The sequence below is a fragment of the Nostoc sp. JL33 genome (assembly GCF_017114985.1).
Taxonomy (GTDB): domain Bacteria; phylum Cyanobacteriota; class Cyanobacteriia; order Cyanobacteriales; family Nostocaceae; genus Nostoc.
In genome coordinates this window covers 38,725-51,745 of record NZ_JABXKP010000045.1, presented here as the reverse complement: position 1 = coordinate 51,745, position 13,021 = coordinate 38,725, and the positions used below count along the sequence as shown (strand labels likewise).

14 protein-coding genes are annotated in these 13,021 nt (G+C 40.6%); 7 read left to right on the top strand and 7 right to left on the bottom strand.

Going from position 1 to position 13,021, the window contains the following annotated elements; genetic code table 11:
* Positions 1 to 70 precede the first annotated feature (70 nt).
* Entirely contained in the window at positions 71 to 235 is a 165-nt protein-coding gene (locus HWQ23_RS12290) for a hypothetical protein (RefSeq protein WP_292828432.1), read from the top strand.
* 86 nt (positions 236 to 321) lie between these two features.
* Here the strand turns inward: HWQ23_RS12290 and HWQ23_RS12285 are convergent, their stop codons facing one another.
* The 4 genes from HWQ23_RS12285 to HWQ23_RS12270 all read right to left on the bottom strand — a co-directional run bounded on the left by HWQ23_RS12285 (position 322) and on the right by HWQ23_RS12270 (position 2,573).
* Complete coding sequence (locus HWQ23_RS12285; protein WP_292828429.1) at positions 322 to 906, bottom strand: GNAT family N-acetyltransferase; 585 nt, start codon at positions 904 to 906, stop codon at positions 322 to 324.
* Between the two features lie 180 nt (positions 907 to 1,086).
* Complete coding sequence (locus HWQ23_RS12280; RefSeq protein WP_292828426.1) at positions 1,087 to 1,332, bottom strand: ChaB family protein; 246 nt, start codon at positions 1,330 to 1,332, stop codon at positions 1,087 to 1,089.
* A gap of 114 nt (positions 1,333 to 1,446) precedes the next feature.
* Positions 1,447 to 2,169 (bottom strand): DUF1345 domain-containing protein, encoded by a 723-nt coding sequence (locus tag HWQ23_RS12275; protein WP_292828423.1) that lies wholly within the window; start codon positions 2,167 to 2,169, stop codon positions 1,447 to 1,449.
* A gap of 14 nt (positions 2,170 to 2,183) precedes the next feature.
* Entirely contained in the window at positions 2,184 to 2,573 is a 390-nt protein-coding gene (locus HWQ23_RS12270) for a DUF1499 domain-containing protein (protein WP_292828420.1), read from the bottom strand.
* A 238-nt stretch (positions 2,574 to 2,811) separates the two neighbouring features.
* Here HWQ23_RS12270 and HWQ23_RS12265 point away from each other — a divergent pair, with 238 nt between their 5' ends.
* From HWQ23_RS12265 to HWQ23_RS12255, 3 genes are all read left to right on the top strand, one after another.
* Positions 2,812 to 3,960 carry an alanine--glyoxylate aminotransferase family protein gene (locus HWQ23_RS12265; protein WP_292828417.1) on the top strand — a complete coding sequence of 383 codons (1,149 nt, stop codon included), beginning with the start codon at positions 2,812 to 2,814 and terminating at the stop codon, positions 3,958 to 3,960.
* A gap of 434 nt (positions 3,961 to 4,394) precedes the next feature.
* The gene (locus HWQ23_RS12260; protein ID WP_292828414.1) at positions 4,395 to 4,718 is read left to right on the top strand and encodes a hypothetical protein; all 324 of its coding nucleotides are present in this window, start codon (positions 4,395 to 4,397) and stop codon (positions 4,716 to 4,718) included.
* 256 nt (positions 4,719 to 4,974) lie between these two features.
* The gene (locus HWQ23_RS12255; RefSeq protein WP_292828411.1) at positions 4,975 to 6,201 is read left to right on the top strand and encodes an RNA-guided endonuclease InsQ/TnpB family protein; all 1,227 of its coding nucleotides are present in this window, start codon (positions 4,975 to 4,977) and stop codon (positions 6,199 to 6,201) included.
* Between the two features lie 70 nt (positions 6,202 to 6,271).
* On the opposite strand, the gene HWQ23_RS12250 is transcribed toward HWQ23_RS12255, so the two are convergent.
* From HWQ23_RS12250 to HWQ23_RS12240, 3 genes are all read right to left on the bottom strand, one after another.
* Positions 6,272 to 6,412, bottom strand: a complete 141-nt coding sequence (locus HWQ23_RS12250) for a hypothetical protein (protein ID WP_292828408.1) — start codon at positions 6,410 to 6,412, stop codon at positions 6,272 to 6,274.
* Between the two features lie 37 nt (positions 6,413 to 6,449).
* Entirely contained in the window at positions 6,450 to 7,871 is a 1,422-nt protein-coding gene (locus tag HWQ23_RS12245) for a hypothetical protein (RefSeq protein ID WP_292828405.1), read from the bottom strand.
* Between the two features lie 833 nt (positions 7,872 to 8,704).
* Positions 8,705 to 9,733 carry a DMT family transporter gene (locus HWQ23_RS12240; RefSeq protein ID WP_292828402.1) on the bottom strand — a complete coding sequence of 343 codons (1,029 nt, stop codon included), beginning with the start codon at positions 9,731 to 9,733 and terminating at the stop codon, positions 8,705 to 8,707.
* A gap of 411 nt (positions 9,734 to 10,144) precedes the next feature.
* Here HWQ23_RS12240 and HWQ23_RS12235 point away from each other — a divergent pair, with 411 nt between their 5' ends.
* From HWQ23_RS12235 to HWQ23_RS12225, 3 genes are all read left to right on the top strand, one after another.
* The gene (locus tag HWQ23_RS12235) at positions 10,145 to 10,525 is read left to right on the top strand and encodes a hypothetical protein (protein ID WP_292828399.1); all 381 of its coding nucleotides are present in this window, start codon (positions 10,145 to 10,147) and stop codon (positions 10,523 to 10,525) included.
* A 204-nt stretch (positions 10,526 to 10,729) separates the two neighbouring features.
* The gene (locus HWQ23_RS12230) at positions 10,730 to 11,464 is read left to right on the top strand and encodes a DUF4079 domain-containing protein (protein WP_292828396.1); all 735 of its coding nucleotides are present in this window, start codon (positions 10,730 to 10,732) and stop codon (positions 11,462 to 11,464) included.
* Positions 11,465 to 11,509: 45 nt separating this feature from the next.
* A complete protein-coding gene (locus HWQ23_RS12225; RefSeq protein ID WP_292828393.1) occupies positions 11,510 to 12,928 on the top strand; it encodes a sensor histidine kinase in 1,419 nt (472 codons plus the stop codon).
* Positions 12,929 to 13,021 lie beyond the last annotated feature (93 nt).

The window sequence follows — 13,021 nt, the reverse complement described above, 5'->3', positions numbered from 1 at the left end:
GTGAAAGTTGCCGTTTGAAAATTGGTGTTATAGATTGGTGCTGAGATTTTAATCAGTAATTTATTTACCAATGAAAACCCAACAGTTGACAACGACACAAGAAAATAGACCCACCAAGACTAAAAAACAGTCTTTTCCTGGTATGAATATTGGTACTCCTAAAGTACCATTCCGCCAATGCAAGAAAACAGCACAACAGTATGAGTTACTTAGTGACTGGGAACACGCGAGTTAAATTAGTGAGATACTTTTAGACCAACTTAGACTATAGTCTCGGCATGTGTGCGACTGCCGGTATCTTGTCGGACATTAACTGAGAAACTATTGAAAATTAGGAGTGCAATGGTTTTTTCGGTCTATTGCCATCAGCCAACAATCTGAGTATTCCCCTTCATGTAGCTCATGGGCGGGCAATAGCTTTACTTTCACAAAACCACATTTTTCATAGCAACGGATAGCGCGAAGATTGTCAACATGAGGATCTATGACAATTTTATCAGCTTGTCGCTGTTCAAAAAGATAACTGATAACTGCTGACAAGATTTTTGTACCAATTCCCTTGTTCCAATAGTCAGTTTCGCCTATGAATAAATCAATTGCATACACATAATCAGTTTGATCGAGATGATACAATTGTCTATCGGTTTGCGATAAGTCATTGAGCGCACAATACTGCAAATAACCAATGGGAATATTTTCATAGGAGAACAGACACGGAACAACCGGCTCATCTCCACTGATCATAGGTTTGTACGTTTCTATAATTCTTTCTAAATCAAAAGGATTATCTCTTCCTTCATAAAATTTCAAAACTTGGGCATCAGTTAACCATCTTGCCATCAACTCATAATCATCCATTTCATCTTGCATTAGACGAATAGCTATTTCGTCTTGTTGAATTAGCATATTCTGTCTATATTTTTCTAGCCAGTATTTAAATAGTTATAGTTTGTTCAAAATTTATATTATCTTGCAAAAGTTGTGAAAAAAGAAAGAGGAATTCCATGCCCGCTTCGTAAGAATGGAATTCCCTTTAAATTCTGTCTTACCTCTAACAAAAGATACCTCTGCCAAGCTTAAATTTATCTAATTCCCACCAGACACAACAGATTTATGATGTATAGCAGTGTCTTCAGGCTTTCTCTGCCATTTGCCATCGTTGCCTGGTTCGTATTCATTCTTTACACTATTCCAAGCAACATCAAGCGCACCCTCTTCACTCAAACCATTACTTTGAGCAGCATTTAATGCTGCTACAAAAATCTGCTGTGCGTGTTCAGGTAACTGTTCTGTAATTTCATTAGGCAATTCATTAATTGTTTTATCAGCCATCAGCTTACTCCGATTATCTCAACTTAAGCTCATCTTAAAAAACTTGCAGTAGAATTTCCTCTTTCTAGAAGTAGAGAAGCAAATAATCATACTTTTGGCTGAGTCAAGCGATTTTTAAATCAGCGATGCAACGATATTAATAGTCATAGCTAAAATAGTGGTGTTGAAAAAGAAGGATAATATGCTATGTAACAGAGTCAAGCGCCTCATCTCGGCTGATCTCGTCTCCACATCTGAAACTTGACTAGTCATACCAACTACAAATGAATAATATAAAAATTCCCAATAGTCTGGATGGTCGTTATCAGGGAAATCTAAACCTCCGGTGATTTCTTCACTATTATTACGAATAATATATTTGTAATAGCTGTGTGCATATTGCACTGCAAACATCGTATGCACTAGTAACCAGGAACCGACAATGGTCATAATTGAAAGTATGACATGTAGGTTAAGCAGAATTTTTGACAACCCTTTTTTATCAGTTAGTAAAAACACAATGGCTAAAACACTAGCACAAGCAGCAGCAATCACCAGCATGAATATAGCCAAATGTCCTTCATATTCACCCTCAGCATAACGGCGAATTTTTTCTGGGGTAGCCTTAATCATCTTCCACCACGTTACGGCTAAGAAAAAGTCAGCACCAAAGTTCCAAGCGCAGAGAATGCGAGTGGGTAAGTGCAGCCAACGCGGAAGGATTACTGAAACTAATAGAGCGAGTCCGACAGCAATGATTAGTCGTGGTCTGGAGTCAAAGTTTTTAAATAAATTAAGTCTCACAAATGTTGCGATCGCAAATATTATCCAGTCCAGTTTAACTAATTCGTAATTCAATTACGAATTACGAATTACTTTAACTTGGCTCTAATCGTCTCTATTCGTTGACGATTGACACCCAAATCGCTTTGACCTAAGCGTGAGGCTGAACGCACTTGGATAACATTAGCATTTCGGTCTAGATAGAATTCTACATCATCCACAAATCCCAGTAAAGCACTTTTAAATTCTGCATATAAATAATCTTTACTTTCGGTAATGATTTTGGTTCTTGGTAAGGACTGAATAATCTTTTTGAGATTAGTAATCGCTTCTTCAGGAGTAGATGTAAAAGTCAGTGGTGCAATTTTGTGGGTTGCATCTGCACTCTGACTAGAAACGCAGTTAGGGGAATTAGGGCAGGATGCTAGTTTACCGTTGTTAACACCTAAATTATTTGGTGGTTTGCCAGCAAAAACCATAATTATCTCTCCAGGTAAGTGAATAAGTATACTCACACATTTATTTGCTTGAATTACTATAATACTTTGCCGCGTAGACGCAAACGCGAGTGCGTCTGTCTGCGACACGCTATTGGCGTTCGTAGAGAAGCGGCTTGTCGTCAGACATCGCATCTTCTGGGAAATGACAGATTCACTAAAACATCGGTGATGCGTTCGCTCTATGATCCGTTAAGTATCGTCTAGGCGAAGACAGATTATGACGCAAACAATTTCAATCAACGACTCTGGGCGCTTGCAACTCACACCGCTAGAAATGCCATCGCGTTTACTGTTAGGGCCTGGGCCATCAAATGCCCATCCTACAGTTCTCCAAGCAATGAATACTTCCCCAGTTGGGCATCTTGACCCAGCTTTTCTCGCACTCATGGATGAAATTCAGTCGTTGCTACGCTACGTATGGCAAACAGAAAACCCACTCACGATTGCAGTCAGTGGTACGGGAACAGCCGCAATGGAAGCAACCATCGCCAATGCTGTAGAACCCGGTGATGTGGTTTTAATTGGTGTAGCTGGTTACTTCGGTAATCGCCTCGTGGATATGGCTGGACGTTATGGTGCGGATGTGCGAACCATTACCAAACCTTGGGGACAAGTCTTTAACCTGGATGAACTGCAAACTGCTTTAAAAACTCATCGTCCAACTATTTTAGCTCTAGTTCATGCCGAAACCTCCACCGGCGCACGTCAACCATTGGAAGGTGTCGCTGATTTGTGTGATGAATTTGGCACTTTGTTGCTAGTGGATTCAGTCACAAGTTTGGGTGGTGTCCCCTTGTTTTTGGATACTTGGGGAGTTGACTTAGCCTATAGTTGTAGCCAAAAAGGGTTGGGTTGTCCGCCTGGTGCTTCGCCTTTTACAATGAGTCCGCGTGCCGTTGAGAAATTGCAACAGCGTCAAACAAAGGTTGCAAATTGGTATTTGGATATGTTGTTACTGGGCAAGTATTGGGGCGCTGAACGCACTTATCACCACACAGCACCGATTAATTTATACTATGCATTGCGGGAAGCATTACGTTTGCTTGCAGAAGAGGGATTAGCAAACTCCTGGCAACGGCATCAAAAGAACGTAGAATATCTCTGGCAAGAGTTGGAGAATTTAGGATTGAGTATGCACGTTGAGCAAGAGTATAGACTACCAACGCTTACCACTGTCTGCATTCCAACAGGGGTAGATGGTAAAGCGATCGCTCGGCAGTTACTCAATGAACATAATATTGAAATTGGCGGTGGTCTTGGCGAACTCGCTGGTAAAGTTTGGCGCGTGGGATTGATGGGCTTTAATAGTCGTAAGGAAAGCGTTGACCAACTTGTAGCAGCACTACGACAGGTTTTGCCTAAGTAGTTTTGGTGTAATTAGGTGCGTTAACAGTAGTGTAACGCACCTGATACAAAAGGCGGGCTACGCCTACGGCATCGCGCTAACATTGTTTGAAAATTAAAGGAAAATTGATCTCTTACATTTACAGGACTTACACAAAATCATGAAAAAACGAACCGCATACTCCTATGCAGAAGGAAGTTACGCGCAGCGTCTGGCAGAGAAGGACGTAAAGGAATAAGAGTTTCAGAGAGTTATTGCGTAATATCATGTCCGCCAAATTACCCATAATAAAAGAACCCCACCCCCAACCCCTCCCCGCAAGCGGGGAGGGGAGACGAAGCGTAGCTTTGGCTCTTTGGGGTTCCGGGTATTATGCTTAATTGCCGGGACATGATATAAGTCCTAATTTACTTACTCTTTTTAGTTATCCTAAAAATTCAAGGGTAGGTTAATTTTTGCAAGTCGATGCAATGCCATTACCAGTCGATGCAATGCCATTACCAGTCGATGCAATGCCATTACCAGTCGATGCAATGCCATTACCAGTCGATGCAATGCCATTACCAGTCGATGCAATGCCATTACCAGTCGATGCAATGCCATTACCAGTCGATGCATTAACAATTCAGCAGCTTGGGTTAAGATCGCACAGCAATACAAAGTGCGACTTGTTCGCATTTGGTGAAAAACGTCGGGAGAATATATCTGTTAACTATTCCTCACTAGCTATCACTGCGATAAAAAACCAACAAAGAGTAGAGGCAAGAGTATTAGGATAGAAACAATCAAAACGAGGGTTGCTGGCTCAATTTTAATCTGGTTCTTCTGTGGATCGCGCATTTGGCACTCCATCGAACAATAAGTATATTAACTCAGCCTAAAGGATGTTTATGAGTCGTGATGCGTAAAACCCCCGGATTTATCCGGGGGATATAAGCGAATTGCTGAATTTATTCAGCATTCTTATGCTAATCGTGATAGGATAATAATGTAGTTGGTTGGTCGAATGCGAGTGCGTCTTTGCAGGAGAGCCAAATGATAATTTACGAGTTTAAAATCAAGGGAAAAGACAAGCAATATAGAGCGATAGATGACGCTATTCGTACATCTCAATTCATCCAAAACAAATGCTTAAGGCAATGGATGGATGTTAAAGGCTTGAATAAATACGACTTGAATAAGTATTGTGCTGTACTTGCTGATTTATTTCCCTTTGCGAATGAACTCAATTCAATGGCTCGGCAATCTGCGGCAGAACGTGCATGGAGCGCAATTAGTAGGTTTTACGACAACTGCAAAAAGAAGTCCAAGGGTAAAAAGGGGTTTCCTAAGTTTAAAAAACACTGTCGTTCAGTGGAATACAAAACAACTGGGTGGAAGCTCTCTACTACTCGTAAAGCCATAACTTTTTCAGACAAGAAAGGTATAGGCCGATTAAAGTTAAAAGGGACTTATGACCTTAACCACTACGACATTAAGCAAATTAAGCGAGTCCGTCTAGTGCGTCGCGCTGATGGGTATTACGCTCAGTTTGCGATAAGTGTTGACCTTCATATTGAAACTCAACCCACTGGTCAAGTGGTAGGTATTGACTTGGGATTAAAGTATTTCATTGCTGATAACAAAGGTAATGTTGAACTATCGCCCCAGTTTTATCGTTCGTCTGAGAAACAGTTAAACCGCGCTAATCGCAAAAAATCCAAGAAGTACGACTTAGCCAAGAAAAAAGATAAAAAGCCACAATCGACCAACTACCACAAAGCTAGAGTTAGGTATGCACGTAAGCATTTGAGAGTAAGTAGGCAGCGAAAAGAGTATTGCAAGAGACTAGCGTACTCCGTCATCCAATCTAACGATTTGGTAGCCTACGAAGACTTAAATGTGAAGGGGCTTGTTTGTAACCGACATCTAGCTAAATCAATATCTGATGCTGGTTGGTCAACTTTTCGCCAATGGTTAGAATATTTTGGGCATAAATATGGAAAGGTAACGGTTGCCGTGCCTCCCCACAATACAAGTCAAAACTGTTCTAACTGTGGCACTAAAGTTAAAAAGTCTCTATCTACGAGGACTCATGTTTGCCCTCAGTGCAACTATGTAGAAGATAGAGATGTGAACGCCAGTATCAATATTCTGAAACGTGGATTAACTACGGTGGGGCACACCGGAAGCTACGCTTGGGGAGATTTGCCCTCTTGGGCGGTTGGTGCAAACCTGCTGTTTAATGGCGAGTCAGGGAACCAAGAATCCCCCGTTTTATAAACGGGGGAGTGTCAATCCTTTTTCCAAGCCAATCAGGTTGAAAAATGTAAATTTTTTAAGTCCCATCAGCTTATTTCTTCCAGGGTAGTTTAGTTCCCATTTCAGTTAATGCAGAAAAAATGAGATAGAGAATGAGTAACCCAGCACCCACACAGAAAGCTAGTAAATCGTTATCCATAAATGCTGTTCTAGCTAAAACTTCGCTAATCATAGCGGAATTACTTAATATTTAGCGTTTTTCTACAGCCCTACAATCTTTGGTCTTCTGGGTGCAAACTGTACCAGCCATACCAGTGACGAACTGCTAGCCAAACGGCTGAAAGCAAACCCGCTAGGCTAAGGGTGAGTCCACTGAACGGTACTAATAATCCAAAGATGGGTAATACGGCTCCAGCAATAGTGCAGATAATAGCAGCAAGGGAAGCACTGCGGCTTGCTCCCAATCCCCATGTTAAAATTAGTAAGATGATGGAAATTAAAGTCCAAGCCAACTCAGCATTCATGACGCGAGCTAGATAGGTCAAAGTCAATAGACAAGCAAAGAAAATACTAGCAGCGATCGCAATATTTTTAAAACTCATTGGCAGTGACAAATATAACAACAATATCCACCACAAAAATATTGCTGGTGCTAGCAATAAAAGACGCGGAATTACGCCCGTATGACGAATAGGTTCGGTGTTGGTAAACACTCCAAATGGATTTTTGACTGAAACATTATCGTCAAATTTCCAAGTAAATTGTGTACTGCGTCCGTTAACTTTAATCTCATTCGGTACAACACCACTAGCAAAATCAGCCGGAGCAAAGTTAGCAATTGCTATGAGGCTAAAATTAGAAAGCAACTGTCCCGTTGCGCTATAAACCCAGCGAGGCCCTCCTTCAGCCTGATAGGTGACTCGAAAAGTGGTTTCTTCCCCTGGTTGTAGCTGGAAGGGAAAGCCATAGTCTCCCGGATTGGTTTGTTGTAACCTAGTACCATCACGTTCAACTTTGTAGCTAGCAAGAAGTGTGTAACCGTTAGGAGGCGGTACTTCAAAGAAAAAATTATTAATATCCTTGAGTTGGTTAACTACTTTATAGTCAGCAGTATAATTTGCCTGATAAACTGAGCTACGGCCTGGAACATCTACGCTTTGGTCAAGCTTGACTTGAATTTGCGAACCAGCCAACGTCAAGAAGCGGTTAATTTCTCGTGTCTCATTTACCTTGACAATCTTGCCATTGACTTGAGTGTTATAAGAGTATGGCTCTCGAATAGAGTAGCGCACTTGCGGCGCAAATTGTTCGAGCTTTTCGCCTGCAACACTTTCAGCAACTTGAGCCACCCTTGCTTGTTCCCAGTAGTGGTAGCGATTGCTTAAAGTTGAACAGAGAAAAAATCCCGGTACTAATAGAATTAATACCAGGGTTAAATGTTGTAATCCTCGCAATAGTTGAGAATAACCAACAGCCCATTCGCCGATCAATATTACTTGTTCCGGCTTGCTTCGACGGAGAGAAAAACTGATCAGTGCGATGCCTACGGCGGCAAGGTACGCAACACCCAAAGCTACGACCAAAAATACTAATAACAGTGAAGCTTTGAGCGCCTGGGTTCCAAATTGGACAAGCTCAATTGGATGCGTCAAATCGGGTAATCCGGGAATACCTTGAGCAGAAGATAACATTGGCTGATTTTTGGATAATTTGGAAAACCAGACCGATAAAATCTCTTAAAAGTTTCAAGAAAAAAGTTTTATTTGATACGCAGACAGTTTAAACAAGTGCTGCGATTGCTCTGACCCTAACTTAGACAAAACTCTCTCAAACTCTTATTTCTCTGTGTTCTCTGTGCCTCTGTGGTTCGTTTTTCCCGTACTCATCTTGGTATAAACATCAAAAGCCCAGTCTTAGTGACCAGGCTTTTGAGCGTAAACAATGGGGCTATATTCCCCGAAGGTTAGTTATAGAGGTTCAGTATAATATCGATGCTCTAATAAGTGATACCACTTTGCTGTTATCGATTCCGGAAAATTCGCTAAAAATTTTTGAGTAACCTTTATCTCCCAAAATACAGCAAGCGACTGGGGAGCATCCCAAATGTGCAAGTTATATCAAACCCAGGTTATAAATTGTCATTGCGAGCGCAACGTAGTGGAGTGTTCGCGTAGCGTCTCGAAGAGAAGCAATCCCATATCTTGCGATTGCTTCACTACGCTGTCGCAACATTTCGCAATGACAAACATGTTCTTGCAAAATTGGGATGCTCCCAGCCACTGGCAACTTCAGCGTGTAGGATTTAAAAATATTGATTTTCTGGCTTTTGCTGATGAATAATGAATTTGATAGCTGGCAAGAATGGCTGACAGTATTTACCTATCTAGGTTTTACGGTCTTTATTATCTGGCGCGTGTTTTCCACCCAGAAGAATTAAAAAAGCTGCATATAATTTCACAGACGCGATTAATCGCGTCTCTACTCAATACTCCTGTACAGACGCGATTAATCGCGTCTCTACTTTTCAGATCCCTTTAAATCCCATACCTTGTTCTAATTGAGCTGCAACTTTACGAGAAATCTGAAAGCGAATACCAACTTGGCTAAGGAATATGCCAACTAAAATCAAACTACCACCGATATATTGAGCAAAGGTAGGGACTTCACCCAATACTAAATAAGCTGCCAAAATTCCCACAATTGGAGTAAAAGAGCCAGCTAAAGAAGCCATTGACACGGTAGAAGCTCTCAAGCCCTTGAGCCAAAATGATTGACCTAAAACCACAATTACAGCAGCATAAACAAGCATCCACTGCCACAGGAAAGGTGAAAATACATCCATAAAGTGGTCGCTGCCATAGAGAACTAAAGCAGTAAAGAAAAATATTACAGTTCCTAGAGCAGTACGAAAGATACTAAAGATTCCCACTGGGATATCGGAAAGCCATCCTTTAACAATAATCGTTGAAACTACTGAAGCTACAGCTGCGATCGCCGCCAATAATTCCCCAATACCTAATTTTAAAACACCCATGTTGATCGTAGTCGTCTCTGAGGGTTGCAAAAAAATAGTTAGGGCAACCCCGACAAATGCAGCGATCGCTCCTACAACTTCCCAACGATTTACCCGTTCCCTCAGTAACCAGACTGATAAAGCTATAGCCAGAGGTGGTTCCAAGCGTCCAATCAAAATAATATTGTTGACCCCTGTTAATGCTAATGCCTGGAAAATTAAGCCAGGGACAAGCGCTCCTGATAAAATAGCGATCGCTATCAGCGCCAACCAATCTGTCTTTGACAATTGCTGCAAAGCCTTTTTGTTCCACTGTCGCCTATAAATAGGTAACATAACTATCAAGGCACATAGATTTCCTACGAATAAAACATTACATAGAGAAATCGGATTTCGACCATCCATGAAATGTTGAGCGCCAATTTGTGTCAACTTGCGGGTAACTGCACTCGAAGCTCCAAAAATCAAAATTGCTAGCCAGAGATAGCTTTGACCGGGAATTTTATAGAAAAAAGAATGCCATCTTCTCGGTCTGCTCATAATAATACTGCTGCAAAAAATACTCTTTAATATACTCAGCTAACTTGGGTAATTTAAGGTGAGATGAATCTGAGAAAACACTTGATTGAAGAAGAATTCAGGAGTCAGCAATCTTGAGCGTGGGGGACTTAAACCCAGTTATTCAGACGCGACTCGAAAATACTCGCTAACGCTACGCTATCTACTTTTTCGCACAGAATTCAATTGGAGAATTCTGGCTCCTGACTCCTGAATTCTTTCGTTAAAGCAGGCTGAGATTGAAAATATCAGAGTTTCCTGAGAATCTGCTGAGTCTAAACTAAATTTTTCTAAGGAATAAATTCAGACAATTACTAGATTGGTTTCACTTGAGCTTCAGTAGCAGATGAGATGCTTTAGTTCATCGGGAAACTTCAACACAAGGAAAAACAAATGAAAATTGCTTCTTCTCTGCTCACAGGTGTTGCTCTTGTTGGTATGCTAACAGTCTGGGATGTTCCACTTAAAATTGTAAGTCCTTCACTGGTGCAAGCATCAGCCGCAGAAAAGAAAGATGCTACAGGTTTGACTACTCAGCAAAAGATTGATTTGGTCACCAAGCATAAGGGCCAGTTTGGTGGTGGTGATGAACTACGTCGTTTCTTTTTTGGCGATCTTGAACCGCTAGGTGTTCAACCCGGTGGTGCAGGTATGGTGGTTAATCTTTACAACAAAGCCAATAATGTGACCTTTTCTTACTGTTCTACCTTTGATGTAATAGTTGCGGTTAAGAAAGGTAAAGTAACAAAGTTTGAGGCTGATGAGGTCAAGTAATCCTTAGTTAGAAGTAGGTAGGGCTATTTCATTCTCATCTAGCCCGCCTCAGAATTTATTCTGAGGCTAATAACACTCATTCGTCTAAAGACCAATACGCTTGGGTTAAGGCTAGCACTCTTTGTCAAAGTCGTTGGCTTTGCTCCAAACTCCTGAATTCTGTTCGATAAAAACTAATTTGTAACTTTTGATGAAAGGTCAGATATGGAATTTAGAGACGCTATCTTGTTGTTACATCCAGCGATCGCTGTACTCGTAGTATTTCCCTTAATTGGCGTCATTGTCAACCGCGCTTTACAAGTCCGTCAACGCCGATTGCAAACTTTGGCCATAGGTAAGAGTAAAATTCCCGCCACTGTAGGACAAGAGCATACCCAGTTGGGTCGCTGGCTAACGGGAGCAGTTGTAGGTATTGTATTAATAGCGTTTGCCTACGATATTTTTGGTAATATTTTAGAAAATCACCTTTGGATGAAAGCACCATTTAAGGTAGTATTTCTCGGATTATTGTTTGTGGCTGCGATCGCTTCTCTGTATTTACTCTATCAGGCAAAGCAGAAAAACTGGCGTGCCATATTTGCAACCCTCACAGGAATGGGATTAGTGGTGCTTGGATGTCAAGATGGGATCTACCGTAAAACTGACCAATGGTATACTTCTCACTATTATTATGGGCTAACCTCTGCTCTACTGATGATTATTTCACTCTCCATTTTGCCAGAAATTTATAAAGATAAGACCAATCGCTGGCGTAAGGTTCACATTACTATTAGTTCCCTTGCTCTATTACTATTTATCGGACAGGGGATAACAGGAACGCGAGCATTGTTAGAAGTTCCCCTCACTTGGCAGGAACGCTATATCAATATGCTTTATGAGCAAAAATGTGATACTAAATCTTGTACAATCCAGCCACAATCTCTACCTAAAAATCAATAATGAATAAAACTAAGAATATTTCCAATCCCCTAGACAAAACTAAAAGTGAAGCAACCCACAAAGATTTGGCTAAATCTTGATCCTTTTTCATTGCAATTACGCCTAACCATTGGTATTGCTACATTTTCAACTTTAATATTAGGTAGTTTTGCTGCATGGACTAGTTGGAAAATGCAGCAAATTTTGATTGATAATCGTAAGCATAATATAGAAGAAATCACTGAGCGCTTGCCGCGTGATGTGCAACTTTACAGTGAAATGATGCAACCAGAAACTGGATTGCAAAAAGCGATTAATAACTTGGCAAATACCAACATATTTTTATGGCTAAAAAGTCCTGATAATAAAATTATTATAAAATCTGCTACTTTGGATTTGTTATCTAACTCTACGGTGACTGAGTTAATGTCCCTTAGTAATATGCAGATTAAACCACAAATTTACAAAGTTAATCAAAGGTACTTTATTATCAGTAGTGGTTTTTTGCGAGTGCAGGGTAAGTATCTGGGTAAGCTATTTGTAGTACATGATATTACTCGTGAGCAGACAATGTTTATGGCAATGCTGCAAAGTTTGAATATTAGCTGTATTTTGGCAGTTATTGTAATAATAACTATAAGTGCATTTTATATTAGGCGTTCTCTGCAACCACTGCGCCAGCTAAGTCAGATGACTTCTGTTATTTCAATAGAAGATTTAGGAAAAGCACAACTATATGTTGATAATGCACCCAGTGAAGTCAAAGAATTAGCTCAAACTTTAACCATGTTGTTATCGCGCCTCTCGCAATCTTGGGAGCAAGAACGAGAATTTGTGAGTAATGTTTCTCACGAATTACGCACACCATTAACGATTGTACATGGTTACTTACAAAGCGTGTTGCGACGGCAGAATAACTTAACCGAAATTCAACAAGAAGCTTTAGAAACTGCTGCCTCAGAAGCCGAACGTACCATCCGGTTGCTACAAGATTTGCTTGATTTAGCACGAGCAGATAGTGGTTATTTGAATTTTCAGATGAAATCTTATGTGTTGAATGACTTAGTTGAAGAAGTCGTGGTGATGGCGCAAAAATATAGCGATCGCTTAATTACAATCGAGTCAGTAACTTATCCTATTGGAGTGAAAGTAGACTACAGCCGTTTTAAACAAATATTGCTCAATTTGATTGATAATGCTATTAAGTATTCTGAAGCTAGCACGCCTATACTTTTAAAGTTAAATCAGTTTCATAACAAAGCGATTATTCAAGTTTGTGACAAAGGTTATGGTATTCCTTTACAACACCAAACACGTATTTTCGAGCGATTTTACCGCGTAGATGAATCCCGCTCTCATGCTACTGGCGGTTGTGGTTTGGGTTTATCCATTGTCAAGACACTTGTAGAGGGTATGGGTGGTAGTGTATCTGTGCAATCAAAATTAGGAGAAGGGAGTGTGTTTACCATTACTCTACTTACATAGCTAGTCAGCCCCTTCTCTGCGAGACGCTACGCGAATGGGGAAGTCAAAAGTCAAAAGTCAAAAGTCAAAAATTTACCAAGCCCATAAATAAAT

Excerpts from the sequence above, each read along its gene's own strand:
- HWQ23_RS12290 (WP_292828432.1), top strand. The coding sequence starts at position 71 with ATGAAAACCCAACAGTTGACAACGACACAAGAAAATAGACCCACCAAG.
- HWQ23_RS12285 (WP_292828429.1), bottom strand. The coding sequence starts at position 906 with ATGCTAATTCAACAAGACGAAATAGCTATTCGTCTAATGCAAGATGAA.
- HWQ23_RS12280 (WP_292828426.1), bottom strand. The coding sequence starts at position 1,332 with ATGGCTGATAAAACAATTAATGAATTGCCTAATGAAATTACAGAACAG.
- HWQ23_RS12270 (WP_292828420.1), bottom strand. The coding sequence starts at position 2,573 with ATGGTTTTTGCTGGCAAACCACCAAATAATTTAGGTGTTAACAACGGT.
- HWQ23_RS12265 (WP_292828417.1), top strand. The coding sequence starts at position 2,812 with ATGACGCAAACAATTTCAATCAACGACTCTGGGCGCTTGCAACTCACA.
- HWQ23_RS12255 (WP_292828411.1), top strand. The coding sequence starts at position 4,975 with ATGATAATTTACGAGTTTAAAATCAAGGGAAAAGACAAGCAATATAGA.
- HWQ23_RS12250 (WP_292828408.1), bottom strand. The coding sequence starts at position 6,412 with ATGATTAGCGAAGTTTTAGCTAGAACAGCATTTATGGATAACGATTTA.
- HWQ23_RS12245 (WP_292828405.1), bottom strand. The coding sequence starts at position 7,871 with ATGTTATCTTCTGCTCAAGGTATTCCCGGATTACCCGATTTGACGCAT.
- HWQ23_RS12240 (WP_292828402.1), bottom strand. The coding sequence starts at position 9,733 with ATGAGCAGACCGAGAAGATGGCATTCTTTTTTCTATAAAATTCCCGGT.
- HWQ23_RS12235 (WP_292828399.1), top strand. The coding sequence starts at position 10,145 with ATGAAAATTGCTTCTTCTCTGCTCACAGGTGTTGCTCTTGTTGGTATG.
- HWQ23_RS12230 (WP_292828396.1), top strand. The coding sequence starts at position 10,730 with ATGGAATTTAGAGACGCTATCTTGTTGTTACATCCAGCGATCGCTGTA.